Here is a 16,994-nt window from a genome sequence, read left to right as displayed (position 1 = left end):
CCGCTAATTACGCGGCAAGTACTCCCCCAGCCACTCAATCCATCGCCGATAAACATCCCGCATCCGCACCGGGTCCGCCGGGCTGTGCCCGCCAATCGGATATGCATAGAAGTACGTCTTTACCCCGCGATCCTTCAGTGAGTGATACAGCTCATACCCCTGCGTAATCGTCACGCGATAGTCACCCACATCCTGCAGCACCAGCGTCGGCGTCACCATCTTGTCGTAATACGTAATCGGACTCTGCTCCACCCAGTGCTTCATCCAGTCGCCCGTATACGGTGAGCCGCCAATTGCTCCCGCACGCGCCACATTCGCATCCGACAGGTTGTACTGGTCCAGCAAATTCGTCACCGGCGCGCCAGCAATCGCCGCTTTCCAGAACTGCGCATGACCCATCAGCCACGTCGTCATGTAGCCGCCATAGCTCCAGCCCGTCACGGCAATGTTGTTCTCATCCACAATGCCGCGCTTCTTCAGCATGTCCAGGCCGGCAAACACATCGCGCCCCGGCCCGTCGCCGGAGTCGTCAATAATAGCGCGAAAGAAATCATTCCCGTAGTTATCGCTGCCCCGGTAATTCGGCTCAAATACCAGCCACCCCTGCGCCGCAATCAACTGCGCAAAGGTAGAAAACGTGTCCTTCGATGCCGAGTTCGGCCCACCGTGAATGTACAGCACCAGCGGCAGTTTCTTGCCCGGTGCATAATCCGGCGGATAGGTCAGAATCCCATTCTCCGTCCAGTTTTTCGGAGCTTTATCCGGACTCTGCCAGGTCACAACATCACTCTTGCCCAGCTTCAGCCCGTCATCAAACGCCGCATTGAAAGTCGTCAGCCTGCGCGGCTTCGCCGTCGGCGAGTCTATCAGGTAAATCTCCGCCGGTCTGTGCGGCTCCGTCCCCGCAAAAGCAATCTGCCCCTGAGCGCCAACATTTACATCCAGCCAGTAGCCCGTATTCGGAGTCACGCCATTTAGATCGAGCCGAGCCGCCTTGCCATCCAGCGGCTGCAGCCAAAGCGCCGCCGTCGCGCCATCGTTCGCCCCGGTCAAAATCGCCTTACTGTCAGGCGTCCACAACGCGCGGTAAAAATTGCGGTCAATCGCCTGCGTAATGTTCGCGCCATCCCCCTTCAGCCCGTTCACCACATAAATGTCTTCATAGTTCCGCTCCACCCCATCGCGCAGATACAGATACGCCACATGCGCCCCGTCAGGCGAAATCACCGGAAATCCCGCCCAGGTGGTATGCGTCGTAATCGCTTCTGACTTGCCCGTTGCAAGATCCAGCACCTGCGGAGACGAGTACTTACGGTCACCCGAGTACGTGTTCTCCAGTCGCACATAAATCAGCTTCGTCCCATCCGGCGTAAACGCAATCGGAGAAGCCGGAGGCCCCGGCGGAAACGCCACCGGCAGCGACCACGCGCCCTGCGTCAGCCGCTTCGCCTCGCGGCCCTCGGCCCCAATCAGCCACAGATGTGTCGGCAGCGCCTTCTCGCGATCCAGAAAGCTCCCGTTACCGACCTCAAACGCATCATCAAACTTGTCCGCGTCCTTCAGCTTGGGAGCCTCGTCAATCGCCGCGTATGCAAACGCCGTCCCATCCGGCTTCCACGCGAACTGCTGAATCGAAGTCGGGCTCTTCGTCACCTGCTCGGCATCCCCGCCCGCCATGTCGAGCACAAAAATCTGGTTGTGCTTCTCCGCATCGCCAGCGAGAAACGCCAGCCTGTCCCCCATCGGAGACCAGCGTGGAAACGAAGCCGTCTTTCGCCCATGCGTCAGACTGCGAGTCTTGCCCGTCGCCGTATCCACCAACGCCAGCTCGGATACATTCAGGTCCTCGTCATAGTCATTGCGTACCACCACAACGGCAAGCGACTTGCCATCCGGCGCAATCTGCGGATCGGAGACACGCACAATCTTCCCAATCCAAGCCAGGTCAAACTTCTCACCCGCTTTTGCAGGAATTGCCACACGCGAAGTCGCAGGCGCAGTCGGCGGGCTCTGCCCAAACAACCCCGCGGAAAACACCAGAGACAAAGCCACTACGGACACAGCCACAACAGAGACCAAACGCATCTTCATAAAAGCAGCACCTGCATTGAAATGGATTCGCAAAACGTGGGGAAGACTTGTGTTGCCAACTATACAAGATCGTCGCTGCCCGGCCTGCTCTTACTGTGCCGCACGCGTCGAATGAAAGAAGCGCAACAACCACTTCCCATCGCGCTTCTCCAGCACCGCGGACTCAAGCCACTGCATATCCGTCTTCTTCCCATCCGGCATCGTCACCGAACACTTATTCACATACGTAATCCAAGCCATGTTGCAGTCCACTTCCACCACCGGCTCCTGCACAGACCACACATACTTGTAACCCTTCTTCTATTGCTCCGGCATCACCTTGGTCATGATCGTGTCGCCGTCAAGCCGCGCGCCATTGTCATACATATAGAACCCCGGCGCAATCAAAGCATCAAAGCCCGCCACGTCATTCTTCATCGCCATGGCATACATCGTCCGCAGAGTCTCAGCCACCGCCGGCTTATCAGCATCCGTCGCCGAGCACACCTTAGTCTGCTTCGCGCCAGCGGCGCAGGCCGCCATCACCAGCATCAAAGCACACAAAATTCCAAGACCAGACTTCCTCAAAAAAATCATACGAATTCTCCACTAAGAAATGGGCCAAACCTACCACGTCGATTCGCGCATCATATGAGCAGATTAATTCTTGCCTACTCTTATGACTCGATTTTCGAGATAAGCATTTTCAAGAGCGGTCAACGGACGTCTCTCATAATCTCTAACGACATACCAAATCTCGTTTTCAATCCAGAAGCGAAAAAGGAACTCTGAAAAGGACGACGCACAAAAGTAAGCCTCTATCATCGTCAAATCAATTCGCTCCTGCCTGCATGCCGGATTCTCCATCCAATCCGAATTCTCAACCTCATAACAGTAGAGATCAGCAGACTGCAGCACTGCCGACCGCCCATCTGGAAGAACATGCAGATACCAGTGCGCACAGCTCTGAGAGTCAGAAAGGAAATGCATGAGATAACCCGGAATAGAACCAATGGTTTCAACAATTCGTTCTCCGGGATCTAAATAACAATCCGTGCAAGATCGTACTCTCGATTGCAAGTCAGGCGATGTCATAAATTGGCTGAAGCTCGCCGGGAGCGGCAAATTCAGTTCTTTTGCCAAATTCACCACCGTGGCCGGAGGCAATGGCTTGGCAAACTCATCGCGTCCGTCAAGCCCGTTTCCCGGACGCGGCGTACCGTTGATATAAAGCCACATGAGATCATCATCCAGTTTGATCGGGATGGCTGGCATTTTTTCGAGTTGATAGCCTTGATAGGTTGTCTCGCTATGAAACCCAGGGAGGCCGACGCTCAGCCAGATCTGCTGCAAAGCTGACCACGGATTTGTTTTCACCGGTACTCCATTCTTGAAGAACACGTATGTAGCCCAAAAGAACTGTATTGCACATCGGCACAAATTATCGCAGTCTTTGAAGAGATGCCCGAACTACCCGACATCTCCGCCTACATCACCGCGCTCGAAGCGCGCATCCTCGGGCAAAAGCTTGAGCACGTCCGTCTCGGCTCCATCTTTCTTCTCCGCACAGTCAGCCCGCCGCTTGAATCCGCAGAAGGCCGTGCAGTCACGGCGCTGCGCCGCATCGGCAAGCGCATCGCCATCGGCCTTGAAGGTGATCTATGGCTCGTCCTGCATCTCATGATCGCCGGACGCCTGCACTGGAAACCGCCTCTCGCCAAGCTCCCTGGCAAAGTCGGGCTTCTCGCTTTTGATTTTTCGGACGGCACTCTTGTGCTGACAGAAGCCGGCTCCAAGCGCCGCGCCTCGCTCTACGTCTTCGGCAGCACAGAAGCTCTCGACGACATTGACCCCGGCGGCATTGAAGTCTTCTCCACCAATCTCGAAGGCTTCCGCAACGCTCTCACCCGCGAAAACCGCACCCTCAAGCGCGCGCTCACCGATCCGCGCATCGTCAGCGGCATCGGCAACGCCTACTCGGATGAAATCCTCCACGCCGCCAGGCTCTCACCCATTCTGCAGACGCACAAGATGACAGACGAGCAATGGCAGAGCCTCTTCACAGCAACTCGCGAGACGCTCACCCTCTGGATCAACCGCTTCAACGCCGAAGCGAAAGAATCCTTTCCAGAGAAGGTGACGGCCTTCCGCCCGGAGATGGCCGCGCACGGCAAATTCAACCAGCCCTGCCCGCGCTGCGGCTCGCCCATTCAGCGCATCCAGTACGCGGATAACGAAACCAACTACTGCCCCCCCTGCCAGACTGGCGGCAAGCTCCTTGCCGACCGCGGACTTTCACGCCTGCTCGGTTCCGATTGGCCCCGCACGCTGGATGAACTGGAAATGTTGAAGCGCAAGTAGCATTTTTCTTGACACTCCACCATTCCTTGCGCGACCCTCAATCCCTCCCCTGAAATTCCGCTCTCGAAAGGCCCTGCCATGCAACACATCCACCACATGCTCAACTTCTGGGCGATTCTCGCCATAGGCATCGGCTTCTGGATTCTGGGCGCATTCTGGTTTTCGCCTTTGCTCTTCGCCAAACCCTGGGCCGCCATCGTCGGTCGTCCCATGGGAGAGAAGCCCAAAGGCATGGTCCACGGCATGATCGCGTCCTTCATCGGAAATCTTCTTCTCTCGCTCGTCATGGCCCACATCGTCGTCTGGGCCGGAGCTGACAACTTCGGCCACGGGGCCTTTATCGGCTTCCTCTGCTGGCTCGGTTTCATCGGCGGTTTGCTCTACGCGCACCGCATCTACGAAGGCCGCCCATTTGCTTACTTCGCCATCGTCGGCGGCTACTGGCTCGTCGGCTGCACGCTCACCGGCGGCGTACTCGCGGTTTGGCGTTGATTACAATCTAGCCATGAGCAAAAAGATCATCTCCACCCCCAACGCCCCCGCGGCCATCGGCCCTTACTCGCAGGGCGTCGTTGTCACCGGCAAACTGCTCTTCACCGCGGGCCAGGGACCGCTGGACCCCGCTACCGGCAAAGTCGTTCCCGGCGGTATCGAGGAGCAGACCATCCGCACCCTCGAAAACCTCAAGGCGATCCTGGAAGCCGCAGGCACCAGCTTTGAGAAGGTCGTCAAAGCGAACGTTTACCTGTCGGACATTAACAATTTCGCAGCCATGAACGCCATTTATGCCAGCTACCTGGCCCCCGCAGGGACGCCGCCACCGGCACGCACCACCATCCAGGCCGCCCGCCTGCCCGGCGACATCCTGGTAGAAATCGAGCTCATCGCCGAAGTCGAGTAATTCACTCTTTTTCGTCCCACTCTTTGTCACCTGAACCGAAAGAGTGGGATTAACATCCAACATGGCAGAGAAAAACGATGTCCGATTCCATAGAAAAAATCGAAAAATCCGAAGCCGAATGGCGCGAGCAACTCACGCCGCTCCAGTACCACGTGCTGCGTGAAAAAGGTACGGAACGCGCCTACACCGGCCCGCTCGAATACAACTTCGAGTCCGGCGCTTACCACTGCGCGGGCTGCGGAGCGCGGCTCTTCACCTCCGGCGCCAAGTACGACTCCGGCTGCGGCTGGCCCGCCTTCATGATCCCCGCCGACTCAAAAGCCATCCGCGAGCACGAAGACAACACCTACGGCATGCGCCGCGTTGAGGTCACTTGCGCAAAATGCGGCGGACATCTCGGCCACGTCTTCCCGGACGGCCCAAAGCCCACCGGCCTGCGCTACTGCATCAACTCCGCGTCGATCGCCTTCACCAAAGAAGAGGGATAAGGGAACAGGGAATAGGGACATCGGAGAACCTGCTTCTGCATCCGTCCGTTCCACCACTGCCAACCTGAAGCTTTTGCTGTTACTTTTCCTGTATCCCTGTCCCCTCATCCCTGCCGTACCATAACCCCATGTCCCGAGCTCTACTCTTCGCAGCGACTGTTCTGGCCGCCTTTCCCGCCTTCGCCCAACAGGACACAACTCTCGTCCAAGACCTGGAAAAAATCGCAGCAGCCCATCACGGCAAAGTAGCCCTCTACGCGGAAAATCTCCGCACCCATCAGACCGCATCGATCTCGCCCGATTTGCCGGTACAGACAGCCTCCACCATCAAGCTAGCCATCCTCCTCGACGCCGCTGAACAAGTCCGTTCTCACACCGCCTCTTTCGACGAAAAGCTCGTGCTTACGCACGAGAACCAGGTCCCCGGCTCAGGCATCATCGGCCAGCTTGACACGCCGCTCCCGCTCACCCTCCGCGACGTGCTGCACCTCATGGTCACGCTCAGTGACAACACCGCCACCAACATGGCCATCGACCGCCTTGGCCTGGACCACATCGACAAGACCATCCAGCAGGCCGGCCTCCACCAGACCTGGCTCTATAAAAAGGTATACAAGCCCGCCAGCGGCCCCATGCCCGCCGATCAGCCAAAATTCGGCCTGGGCAAGACCACGCCACGCGAGATGGCCGAAATCATGACACGCCTTGCCACGTGCAATCTCGATCTACCTGTCACGGAAGAAACATTTCGTGTAGGCATCGACGGCTCCATCTGCGGCACCATCTTGAAGATGCTCCGCGTCCAGCAGGACCGCGACGGCCTGCCGCGCTACATTGAAGCCCTGGACACCAGTGAGCTAGGCTCCGCCATTGGCAACAAAACCGGCGCACTCGACCGTGTCCGCGCCGATGTCGCTATCATCGCCTCAAAATCCGGCCCTATCGTCATTGCCGCCTACACTTTTGACAATGAAAACCAGCGCTGGACCGGCGACAACGAAGGCCAGATCACGCTCGCCAAAATCGGCGAAGCCATCATCAAGGCCTGGTCCCCGGCCGGCCTCGACCCCACCGTAATCAACTGGAATAACCCGCTGGCTCCTGCCTCCAGATAAAGGAGATGTTGCTATGACAGAATGGTTCGCGCGCCCCATCCTGCACGTCAAAGACGTCGATGCCTCGCTCCGCTTTTACACGGACCTGCTCGGCTTTACCAGCCCCTGGCGCTATGACGAAGGCGGATATGCGCGCGTCGCACAGGTCGAACGGCAAGGCTCCGCCCTCATTCTGGCCAGCAACATGGCTCCGGAGAAAATCGGCAAGGGAGTGATCTTCATCTCCCTCAACGTTGAGCCGCCTACGCCTGAAAACGCCGCCGCTGCTCTCGACGCCCTCCGCGCAGGGCTAGAAGCCAAAAATGTCACAGTCAAGGATGGTTCCTGGGGCTATCGGCTGCTGATAATCGACGATCCCGACGGCAATCAGCTCCTCTTCAACTATCCCGCTGAGGCCGCATCCGGCGAGACTGTGGGAAATCACGACGCTGCCTGAGCCTCGGAAAGCGCCCCCGCGCGGTGATAAAATCACTCTTTCCGGCCAAGCCTGCCGGGTCCGTTATCTTACCTGCAGAAAGCCTCCGCCCGTGCCTGAATCCCGCTCAAAATCCGTCACCTACGCCGACTCCGGCGTAGACATCTCCGCCGGCGACCGCGCCAAGGACCGCATCAAATTCCTCGCGCAAAAGACTTTCAACCGCAATGTCCTCGGCGGCATCGGAGGCTTCGGCGCGCTCTTCCGGCTCGACCTGCAGAAGTTCAAGAACCCCATCCTGGTCAGCTCCGCTGACGGCGTCGGAACCAAGCTCAAAATCGCTTTCGAGCTCGACAGCCATCACACCGTCGGCCAGGATCTCGTGAACCACTGCGTCAACGACATCGCCGTGCAGGGCGCAACGCCTTTGTTCTTTCTGGACTATTTAGCCACCGGCAAGCTCGACCCAGCGGTCATCGAATCCGTCGTCACCGGCCTGGCAGAAGCCTGCAAAGCCAATGGCTGCGCCCTCATTGGCGGCGAAACCGCGCAGATGCCCGGCTTCTACTCCGATGGCGAATACGACCTGGCCGGCTTCATCGTCGGCGCCGTCGATCGCGACAAGATGGTCACCGGCGAAACCATCAAGCCCGGCGACGTCCTCATCGGACTGCCCTCCACCGGCCTGCACACCAACGGCTACTCGCTCGCCCGCAAGCTGCTCTTTGAGACCGCCGGCTACAAGCCCACGCAGTACGTCACTGCCATCAAGGAAAAAGCCGGCACGGCGCTCATGAAGACGCACCGCAGCTACCTTCACGTCATCCAGAAGCTTGTAGCAGCGGGCCTGACGACCGGTATGGCGCACATCACCGGCGGCGGCATCACGGAAAACCTCCCGCGCATCCTGCCCAAAGCCACTGCCGCGCAGATCGAAATGGGCTCCTGGCCCGTGCTTCCTATCTTCGAGCATCTCCGCCAGCTTGGCCAGGTCTCTGAAGACGAGATGATGCGCACTTTCAACATGGGCATCGGCCTCATTGCCGCCATCCCCGCCGCCAAATTCACCCGCGCCAAAAACCTCCTCGACCGCGCCGAAGAAAAATTCCACATCATCGGCCGCATCGTCAAAGGCGACCGCCGCGTGCAATACATGTAGGAACGGTAGGCCGGGGTTTTAGCCCCGGCAATTCAGACCGCGAAATCAATTGGGGCTTTAGCCCCTGAGGTATGCTTTTGGAACCCGCCGCTCCATCGAAGCCGCTCAAACTAGGCGTACTTTTATCCGGCCGCGGGTCCAACTTCCTGGCCATCGCCGAATCGATCCGCAGCGGAAAACTCGCCAACGTCGAAATCGCCGTAGTCATCTCGAACGTAGCCGACGCCGGCGGCCTGATCTCCGCACAGGAGCTAGGCCTACCCACCGCACTCCATGTCTCGAAAGGCCGCGCACGCGCCGATCACGACGCCGATGTTCTCGCCTGCGTTCGCGAACACAGCGTCGATCTAATCATCCTCGCCGGCTACCTTCGTCTTCTCTCACCGGAGTTCGTCGCCGCGCTTCCCAACCGCATCCTCAACATCCACCCATCGCTGCTACCCGCATTCCCCGGCCTCGACGCGCAACACCAAGCCTTCGACTACGGCGTAAAAATCGCCGGCTGCACCGTCCACTTCGTCGACGAGCATCTCGATCACGGCGTCATCATCCTTCAGCGCGCCATCGAAGTCCTCGATGAAGATGATGCCAACTCACTCTCCGCCCGCATCCTGGCCGAAGAGCACCTGGCCTACACCGAAGCCATCGCAAGAGTAGCCAGCAACCAATACGAAATCCAAGGCCGCCGCTATATCAAGCGCTATTCATGATGATGCACTCATGTTCTTAAACGACGCCCTCTGATATTTCCTATATTTGCCCTACCACCCTCGCCTTGATCGTCTCGTACTCAGAGTCGCTAATCAGTCCTTGTTCGAGCATTGCTTTCGCTTTTTTGAGCCTTGATACGGGGTCTTCTTCAGGAGGTGAGCCTACATTTCCAGAACCGAAGTTACCCACGAAACCTCCAGACTTCGCTCGAATTTCTTCCAACTCACGCAAGCGACGTTTTTCTCGCCACGCCTGCTCCTGGGCCTGACAAATTCTATAAATGGCCGCAGCTTCTTCTTTATTCAATCCGTTGAACTCAAATTTCCGAACAGCCCCTCCTATCGCTAAATCAGGTTGGGTCAGAGCTGTGATCGTCAAATGACTTCCGAATATTCCTTGCTGAATATGAGCAGATTTAATGTCTTGCCATCGAAGATCGACAGGGGAAAAACCTCCCAATAAGCCACGTTCGATACCAATCAGCCTGCCAGTTGTGGCTGCTACAAATAAGCGTCTATGCAGAAGGGCAAAGATACGTCGCTGAAGCGCCACGGACTGAGAAGTTTCGCCTGCGACGAGCATTGCATTTAAATGTGTCATCGCTTTTTGACGACCTGAATCGACACCATTTGCCATAATTCCCCTCAAAATATCCGCGCTGATTCCTACCGACGGAGAACGCAGATATCCCCACACGACTCGATCTCAATTTTAAGAAGAACGAAATATGGCAATTTTATCTGTAAAACATCAAAGAGAGAATGGCCCAATCAAATTTGTGAGCCGGGTGCCCATTCATCCGCGGCTTTATTGTTCAGTCTCATGACATTCTTTACAGGTTGTTATCAGGAGATTCTTTACACCGGAGCGTAAACGGTCTGGTGAGGTGGAGATGTCTTGGAGGCTTGTGGGAGTGTTGGAGCAGCGGATGGAGTTCGTGGTTCGTGCCTGTGGCGGTGAGAGCCTGAGCAGCCTGTGCCGGGAGTTCGCGATCACGCGGCCCACCGGGTATCTGTGGCTGAAGCGATTCCGGGAACAGGGCGTGGCCGGTGTGCGGGAGCACAGCCGGCGGCCGCAGCGGAGTCCACGCCGCACGGCTGAGATGATCGAGGCGCGGATCGTAGAACTGCGCCTGCAACGGCCGGGCTGGGGCGCACGCAAACTGGCTGTGCTGTTGCAGCGCGTGGGGATCGAGGGCGGATTCAATGCCCATAGGCAACTATCTCCTCAAAATCGGAAACGTTGCACTTGGGCCTTGAATCTCCCTTCCCTGGTTTGAGGCCGGTTAAGCAAAGATGATGCAGGCAGGCGTGCCGGCGGCGGTATAGTGGCCGGTAGATGTGAGAGCGCCGGTCTGCGGGTTGATGCGATAGCTGGTGATGTTGTCGCCTTTTTGATTGCAGACGTAGAAGTATTGGCCGCTGGGGTCGATGTTGGTGTGGCGGGGATAATCGCCGAGGGTGGGGACGTGGCCGATGTGCGTCAGCTTGCCGTCGGCTCCGATGGAATAGGCTCCGATGGAATCATGCAGGCGGTTGGTGACATAGAGCCATTTCCCGTTGGAATGCATGGTGATCTCCGAGCCATAGCTGCTTCCGGCAAAGTCTTCCGGCAGCGCAGAGACGGTTTGCTGCGAATTGAGCGAGCCGGAATTTTGATCGTATTGGAAGAAGATGACAGTGGAAGCCTGCTCGGTAATCGCATAGATCCATTTGCCGTTGGGATGGAATGCCAAGTGACGCGGGCCGTCACCGGTGGGAATAGACGTGGTGGTTTGCTGAGCCAGCTTACCCGCGGCAGAGTCGAAGCGATAGGTGTAGATGCGGTCCTGGCCTAGATCGACGGCGAGGATGAAGTGGCCTTTGACGTCAGGCTGGACGAAATGCGCGTGCGGAGCGTCATGGCCGATGGTGGTGAAGCTGCCTTTGGGTGCGTGGGTTGCGCCGTTGGGTGCGCCGGCAACACCTGTGTGTGTCTGCACATCGGTGGCTTCTCCAAATGAACCATCGGCCTTGATCGGCAGCACGGCGATGGTGCCTGAGACATAGTTGGCCACAAGCGCAAATTTGCCGGTTGGATCAAAGCTGAGGTGGCATGGCGCGGAGCCGTGAGAGCTTACTGAGTTGAGCTGACGAAGCACGCCTGAAGCCGCATCGACCGCGAAGGCCGTAACAGAGCCCGAGGTGTCGCCTTCATTGACGGCATAGAGAAAGCGCTTTGAGGGATGGAGCGCGATCCACGAAGGGCTTGTCGTAGTTGCTGCGAGCTTGCGATTCTTGAGCGCGCCGGTCGCGGGGTCCAAATCAAAAAGATAGATGCCTTCACCGTGATTTTCAGAGCCGGTGTAGGTGCCGACATAAACGAATTGAGACGAGGAAGCGGAGAATGCTTTGGGCATGAATGCCACTCCTGCAGTTGCGATGGCGCTGGAACGTAAAAAGTTGCGGCGAGAAGCAATTGGATTCATGAGCGGTCCTTTTTGTACCGGGTTCGATCATAGCGGAAGAAACGAGAGTGTGAGCGCAAAGACGAGTGCAGTAACAGAGATGATGGTCTCGCAAATGGACCATGTTTTGATTGTCTGCGGAACGCTCAGGCCCAGATACTCTTTGACCAGCCAGAAGCCGCCATCGTTGACGTGCGAGAAGATGAGCGAGCCCGCTCCGGTGGCAATCGCAAGCAGCTCAGGATGCGCGCCCGGCGTATGCAGTGCGATGGGCGCAACAATGCCGGCAGCGGTGGTCATGGCCACTGTCGCCGATCCTGTGGCGAGGCGCATGAGCGCAGCCAGCAGCCACGCGAAGAGCACAAGTGGGACATGGCTCGCCATTGCAACCGTAACGATGGAGCCTGAGACGCCGCTATCCTGCAGGATGCGGCCAAAGCCGCCGCCTGCGCCGACAAGCAGCGTAACGGTTGCCGTGGGCGCCAGGCACTCATTGGTGAAACGAAGAATCGTCTCGCGTGTAAAGCCGCGCCGTTTTCCAAAGGTATAAAAGCTGACCAGCACGCCAAGAAAGAGCGCAATATCGTCATTGCCAACAAGATGCAGCCCCTGGTTCAACGGGCTGCCTGGCGATGAAATCGAGTCGGCCCAACTGCCGATCATCATGAGCGCCACGGGAAGCAGAATGGTGGCAACGGTGATTGCAAAGCCCGGTGTGCCTTGCTCGTTACTATGCTCGGCGAACTCCGCCGCCATGCGATTTTCTTCCGGAAGCTGGATAAAAGGAGCGATGATCTTTGCCCAGATCGGCCCTGCAAGCATGGCTGTGGGCAGGCCGATGAGCACGCCATAAAAGATGGTACGGCCCACGTTCGCCTTGTAGATGGATGCAGCCAGAAGCGCTGCGGGGTGCGGCGGAATGAGACCGTGAACCACCGAGAGACCGGCGAGCATGGGCAGCGCAACAAGAATCAGCGATGTCTTGGTACGGCGGGCCACGGTAAAGGCGATGGGGATAAGGAGAACGAAACCGACCTCAAAGAAGACAGGCAGGCCGACGAGAAAGCCGATGGCCATCATGGCCCACGGCACGCGCTTCTCTCCAAACCAGTCAATGATGCGGTTGGCGATGGCCGTGGCACCGCCCGACTCCGCCATCATTTTGCCGAGCATGGTGCCGAGCGCGACAACCACTGCAATGTGGGCGAGAGTATTGCCGAGACCGGTTTCAAAGGAACGAAGAATCGTGGGGAACGGCATTCCGGCCGCCACGCCCAGAGACAAAGAAACAAGCAGAATGGTGAGGAATGGATTGAGCTTGGCCCATGCGACAAGCAGGATGAGTGCAATTACCGCACCGGCAGCGGCTATGAGGAGATAGATGCCGTGTGCGTCAATCATTGATCGCTCCAGGGTTGAGAAACGGGCGCTTGAGAAAACGGCCTGCGCGCGCGCCGGTTGCGCCGGCAGAGGTATACGTCAGCACGCCGTTGACCCAGACGGAATGAATGCCTTGAGCAGGCCGGACAGGATCAGTGAAAGTAGCTGTGTCGAGGATGGTTTCGGGATCGAAGAGTACGAGGTCGGCGTGAAAGTTTTCCCGGATCAAACCGCGCTTATGCAGATTAAATCGCTGCGCAGGCAGGCCGGTCATTTTATGAATGGCGGTGGGGAGTGAGAAGAGTTTTTCTTCGCGGCTATAGCGCCCGAGCACGCGCGGAAAGGTTCCCCAGAGACGCGGATGCGGGCGCGGATCGTGGGGCAGGCCGTCAGAGCCGATCATGGTACTGGGGTGCGCGAGAATCTTTCGCATATCACTCTCCGATATGGAGTGATAGATGGCTCCTGCGGGTTGCAGGCGGCGTGCCGCATCGACTTGTGACAAGCCCCACAGCTCTGCAATCTCCGCCACGGTCTTGCCTGCGACCTCGGGATGTGGCGTGCTCCATGTAATGGTGATCGACACGCGCGGGTCCACTTGTTTGAGATCGAGCGTGCTGGAGCCGGCTGCGTAGGGGTAGCAGTCGCAGGCAATCTCCTGGTGAGTTCGGGCCGCATCAAGCGCATTGAGCACTTCTCCGCTGCGGCCCCAGTTATCAATGCCGGCGCATTTGAGGTGCGAGACGATCACGGGAATCTGATGCTCGCGGCCAACTTCAAAGGCCTCCTGCATGGCATCGAGGATAGCTTCGGTCTCTGTGCGCATGTGCGTGGTGTAGACGGCATGAGCTGGCGCGAGAAGTTCAGCGAGTGAGAGAACTTCCGAGTTTGGCGCGGCAGAGGCATTGGCATAGGCCAGGCCGGTGCTGAGACCGATGGCTCCGGCATGGAGAGCCTCTTCTAGGTCCGCACGCATGGCGGCGATCTCAGCCTCCGTGGCAGCGCGGTCCAGGCGGTCCATGGCATTGCTGCGTAGCGCGGTGTGCCCGACAAGCGCGGCGACGTTGACGGCGGGCTTTGCAGTGGCAATGGCAGCCACATACGCAGCGAAGGTAGGATAGCGGAAGAATTCGGCGCGCCCGAGAAGGTTCATTGGGTCAGGCGGCCCTGTTGTGAGAGATTCCGGCTTCAATCGCACCGGCGCGGCAGAAATACCGCAATTGCCCACGATGACGGTGGTGACGCCCTGCGAAATCTTGGGAAGCATTTCAGGCGTCTCGATCACGCTGGTATCGTCATGCGTGTGCGTATCGATGAAGCCGGGAGCGAGAACGAGTCCTTCGGCGTCGATCTCTGTGAGCGCGTTAAGTGAGAGCGCAGGAGCGATGGCTGCAATGCGGCCATCGGCCACCGCAACGTCGAGAATGTCGGGTTCGCCGCCGGAGCCGTCCACAACGCGCGCCCGGCGCAGAATGAGGTCACAGTTCGTCATCGCAATGCCTTTAGAATAAAGGGTGTTTATGATCTCACTTGTCAGTTCGCATAAAATCAATCCGCTAAATAAAGGTATCGGCCAGCTCTCCGCGCCGGTTTCCATGGAAGAAATTGGAAAACGCGGGTGGAACCTGCTGCGCGAGGATCTGAGCCTGCCCGCGGCGGTTCTCTACCGCGAGAAGCTGGAGCATAACCTCAAGTGGATGCGGCAGTTCATGGCCGAATATGGCGTGAAGCTGGCTCCGCACGGCAAGACGACGATGGCTCCCCGGCTTTTTGCCATGCAGATGAATGCGGGAGCATGGGCCATTACGGTGGCGACGGCGCATCAGGCTTCAGTCGCGTATGAGCATGGCGTACGCCGCGTGCTGATGGCCAACCAGCTTGTGGGTAAGCCGAATATGGACATGATTGCGCGGCTGCTGAGCAATGCGGAGTTTGAGTTCTACTGCCTTGTCGATTCGGCAGCGCAGGTGGAACAGCTTGGGAAGTTCTTTTCTTCGTCCGGACAAAAGCTGAATGTGCTGATTGAGCTTGGTGTCGAAGGCGGGCGCGCGGGGATTCGCAACGATGCGCAGTTGCAGGAGCTTCTACACGCGCTTACTGAGCACAAGGGCGCGCTGGCGTTGCGCGGTGTGGAAGTGTACGAGGGCGTGCTGAAAGAAGAGGATGAGATTCGCGCGTTTCTGCGGCGGGCATGCGATCTCGTCGTGAACCTGTCTGCTGAAGGGCGCTTTGTGGGCAGGCCGATTCTCACCGGCGCTGGTTCAGCGTGGTTCGACGTGGTGGCGGAGGAGTTTACAGCGGCATCCAAGCTCACAGATGCGGAGATTGTGCTGCGCCCCGGCTGCTACCTTACGCACGATGCGGGCAACTACCGGGAGGCGCAACTGAGGATGGAAAAGACCAATCCAGTTGCATGCAAATTGCAGCCGGGCCTTGAGACTGCATTGCATGTCTGGGCGTATGTGCAGTCGATTCCAGAGCCACAGAAGGCGATTGTGGGACTGGGCAGACGGGATGCGGCTTTTGACTCCGGCCTGCCTATACCAGCGCTGCATTATCGGCCCGGTGGTGCGGCGCCGACGCCCGCGCCCGCGCACTGGGAAGTGAGCAAGCTGATGGACCAGCATGGCTTTCTCGCAATCAAACCGGGAGACGATGTGCGCGTGGGCGACATGATTGGTTTTGATATTTGCCATCCGTGCCTCACCTTCGACAAGTGGCGCGTGCTGCCGATTGTGGACAGCGAATACAACGTGGTGGATGTGGCGGAGACGTATTTCTGAGGCGACTGAAGCACAATACGCTCTCAGCTCTTGTGATGGCTGCGCTTGCATGCGGACAGTTTGTATTCGCACAGACCGACATGAAGCCGGACACGAGCGCACTGGAGCAACAAGGCCAAAACGCGGAGGCGGCAGCGGCGTGGCGCGCGTACTCCGCACATCATGCCGGCGAGGCTGAGCCGTATGCACACATTGGCCAGCTTGAGGCGCGGCAGGGGCATTTCGCAGAGGCGATTGCGGCGTATCGCAAAGCGATGGTAATTGCGCCCGCGATGCCTGCGCTACGGCCGAATCTGGGGCTGGCGTACTTCAAAAACGGGGACTATAAGCAGGCCATAGAGATGTTTTCGCCCATGCTGAAGGCTGACCCCGGCGATCAGCGGGTAACACTGCTGGTGGGCATGTCGCATTACGGGCTAAGCGAGTATGCTGCCGCAACTCCTTATCTGAAGCGCGCCGCCGATGCCGACACACAAAACCTTGAGCTGCAATTGACACTGGCGCACAGTTGCCTGTTTGCCAAGGAGTACCAATGCGTTCTCGATGCGTTTCATCGCATAATCGCGCTGAATGCGGAATCTGCTGAAGCGGACATGCTTGTGGGCGAAGCGCTCGATGAGATGCACGATCCGCTGGGCGCGCAGAAGGAGTTTCGCGCGGCGATTGCCGTGGACCCCGAGCAGCCAAACGTGCATTTTGGTCTGGGCTATCTGCTGTGGACCAAGGCGCAGTATGGCGAAGCGACGGAGCAGTTTGAAGCGGAGATTCAAAATAATCCGCAGCATGTATTGGCCATGCTTTACCTTGCCGATACGCAGATGAAGACCGGCAAGACAGAGCAATCTCGGGCGTCGCTTGAGAAGCTGGTGAAGCTGATACCGCAGAATGCGATGGCGCACAGGGACCTGGGCACGCTGTATGCGGACGCCGGCCAGAACGATGCCGCTGTGATGGAACTGAAGGAAGCGATCCGGCTCACGCCCAAGGATGCAGCCTCACACTGGCGGCTGGCGCGGCTTTATCGCGCGATGGGCCGGGCAGACGATGCCAGGGCTGAGTTCGAAAAGACCAACAGTCTGAACAACGCTGAGGACGAACGGCTGATCAAGGTGATGGGAATGCCTCCACCGGAAAAGCCTGACGCGCCGGAGAAAAAGTAGACCGG

The 16,994-nt window shown here is 58.2% G+C and carries 19 protein-coding genes; 11 read left to right on the top strand and 8 right to left on the bottom strand.

The annotated features are described in order from the left end of the window. Positions 1-3 precede the first annotated feature (3 nt). The 4 genes from ABSG47_RS01550 to ABSG47_RS01535 all read right to left on the bottom strand — a co-directional run bounded on the left by ABSG47_RS01550 (position 4) and on the right by ABSG47_RS01535 (position 3,447). Positions 4-2,091, bottom strand: coding sequence for a S9 family peptidase (locus tag ABSG47_RS01550; protein ID WP_424165478.1), 2,088 nt, complete (start codon positions 2,089-2,091; stop codon positions 4-6). Between the two features lie 90 nt (positions 2,092-2,181). Beyond that, positions 2,182-2,373 carry a Cif family virulence factor gene (locus ABSG47_RS01545; protein ID WP_424165476.1) on the bottom strand — a complete coding sequence of 64 codons (192 nt, stop codon included), beginning with the start codon at positions 2,371-2,373 and terminating at the stop codon, positions 2,182-2,184. Positions 2,374-2,391: 18 nt separating this feature from the next. Further along, positions 2,392-2,667, bottom strand: a complete 276-nt coding sequence (locus ABSG47_RS01540; RefSeq protein ID WP_424165473.1) for a hypothetical protein — start codon at positions 2,665-2,667, stop codon at positions 2,392-2,394. 63 nt (positions 2,668-2,730) lie between these two features. Further along, entirely contained in the window at positions 2,731-3,447 is a 717-nt protein-coding gene (locus ABSG47_RS01535) for a hypothetical protein (protein WP_424165470.1), read from the bottom strand. A gap of 84 nt (positions 3,448-3,531) precedes the next feature. Here ABSG47_RS01535 and ABSG47_RS01530 point away from each other — a divergent pair, with 84 nt between their 5' ends. The 8 genes from ABSG47_RS01530 (at position 3,532) to purN (ending at position 9,219) form a co-directional block, all read left to right on the top strand. Continuing rightward, positions 3,532-4,431, top strand: a complete 900-nt coding sequence (locus ABSG47_RS01530; protein WP_424165468.1) for an Fpg/Nei family DNA glycosylase — start codon at positions 3,532-3,534, stop codon at positions 4,429-4,431. Between the two features lie 78 nt (positions 4,432-4,509). Continuing rightward, entirely contained in the window at positions 4,510-4,923 is a 414-nt protein-coding gene (locus ABSG47_RS01525; protein WP_424165466.1) for a DUF1761 domain-containing protein, read from the top strand. A 13-nt stretch (positions 4,924-4,936) separates the two neighbouring features. Continuing rightward, on the top strand, positions 4,937-5,332 hold the full coding sequence (locus ABSG47_RS01520; protein WP_424165464.1) for a RidA family protein: 396 nt from the start codon (positions 4,937-4,939) through the stop codon (positions 5,330-5,332). Positions 5,333-5,409: 77 nt separating this feature from the next. Next, positions 5,410-5,820 (top strand): peptide-methionine (R)-S-oxide reductase MsrB, encoded by a 411-nt coding sequence (msrB, locus tag ABSG47_RS01515; RefSeq protein ID WP_424165462.1) that lies wholly within the window; start codon positions 5,410-5,412, stop codon positions 5,818-5,820. 128 nt (positions 5,821-5,948) lie between these two features. Next, a complete protein-coding gene (locus tag ABSG47_RS01510) occupies positions 5,949-6,935 on the top strand; it encodes a serine hydrolase (protein WP_424165460.1) in 987 nt (328 codons plus the stop codon). 13 nt (positions 6,936-6,948) lie between these two features. Continuing rightward, positions 6,949-7,371 (top strand): glyoxalase superfamily protein, encoded by a 423-nt coding sequence (locus ABSG47_RS01505; RefSeq protein ID WP_424165457.1) that lies wholly within the window; start codon positions 6,949-6,951, stop codon positions 7,369-7,371. 91 nt (positions 7,372-7,462) lie between these two features. Next, positions 7,463-8,509 (top strand): phosphoribosylformylglycinamidine cyclo-ligase, encoded by a 1,047-nt coding sequence (purM, locus tag ABSG47_RS01500; protein WP_424165454.1) that lies wholly within the window; start codon positions 7,463-7,465, stop codon positions 8,507-8,509. A 71-nt stretch (positions 8,510-8,580) separates the two neighbouring features. Then, entirely contained in the window at positions 8,581-9,219 is a 639-nt protein-coding gene (gene purN / locus ABSG47_RS01495; RefSeq protein WP_424165451.1) for a phosphoribosylglycinamide formyltransferase, read from the top strand. 40 nt (positions 9,220-9,259) lie between these two features. On the opposite strand, the gene ABSG47_RS01490 is transcribed toward purN, so the two are convergent. After that, positions 9,260-9,856 (bottom strand): hypothetical protein, encoded by a 597-nt coding sequence (locus tag ABSG47_RS01490; protein WP_424165449.1) that lies wholly within the window; start codon positions 9,854-9,856, stop codon positions 9,260-9,262. Between the two features lie 256 nt (positions 9,857-10,112). Here ABSG47_RS01490 and ABSG47_RS01485 point away from each other — a divergent pair, with 256 nt between their 5' ends. Then, positions 10,113-10,499, top strand: a complete 387-nt coding sequence (locus ABSG47_RS01485; RefSeq protein WP_424165447.1) for a helix-turn-helix domain-containing protein — start codon at positions 10,113-10,115, stop codon at positions 10,497-10,499. A gap of 6 nt (positions 10,500-10,505) precedes the next feature. Here the strand turns inward: ABSG47_RS01485 and ABSG47_RS01480 are convergent, their stop codons facing one another. The 3 genes from ABSG47_RS01480 to ABSG47_RS01470 all read right to left on the bottom strand — a co-directional run bounded on the left by ABSG47_RS01480 (position 10,506) and on the right by ABSG47_RS01470 (position 14,538). Then, the gene (locus tag ABSG47_RS01480) at positions 10,506-11,618 is read right to left on the bottom strand and encodes a lactonase family protein (RefSeq protein WP_424165445.1); all 1,113 of its coding nucleotides are present in this window, start codon (positions 11,616-11,618) and stop codon (positions 10,506-10,508) included. Between the two features lie 96 nt (positions 11,619-11,714). Continuing rightward, entirely contained in the window at positions 11,715-13,067 is a 1,353-nt protein-coding gene (locus ABSG47_RS01475; RefSeq protein WP_424165442.1) for a GntT/GntP/DsdX family permease, read from the bottom strand. After that, positions 13,060-14,538: an N-acyl-D-amino-acid deacylase family protein gene (locus tag ABSG47_RS01470; protein WP_424165440.1), complete on the bottom strand. Its 1,479-nt coding sequence runs from the start codon at positions 14,536-14,538 to the stop codon at positions 13,060-13,062. Before ABSG47_RS01470 ends, ABSG47_RS01475 begins: the two co-directional genes overlap by 8 nt. Before the next feature lie 28 nt (positions 14,539-14,566). On the opposite strand from ABSG47_RS01470, the gene ABSG47_RS01465 reads away from it, so the two are divergent. After that, positions 14,567-15,829 (top strand): amino acid deaminase, encoded by a 1,263-nt coding sequence (locus ABSG47_RS01465; RefSeq protein ID WP_424165437.1) that lies wholly within the window; start codon positions 14,567-14,569, stop codon positions 15,827-15,829. Positions 15,830-15,864: 35 nt separating this feature from the next. Beyond that, on the top strand, positions 15,865-16,989 hold the full coding sequence (locus ABSG47_RS01460; RefSeq protein WP_424165434.1) for a tetratricopeptide repeat protein: 1,125 nt from the start codon (positions 15,865-15,867) through the stop codon (positions 16,987-16,989). Positions 16,990-16,994 lie beyond the last annotated feature (5 nt).

Origin of the sequence: Occallatibacter sp. (assembly GCF_049510455.1) — a bacterium.
Lineage (GTDB): Bacteria > Acidobacteriota > Terriglobia > Terriglobales > Acidobacteriaceae > Telmatobacter.
Note: the sequence above shows the minus strand (reverse complement) of the source record. Positions and strands in the feature narration are given on the sequence as shown.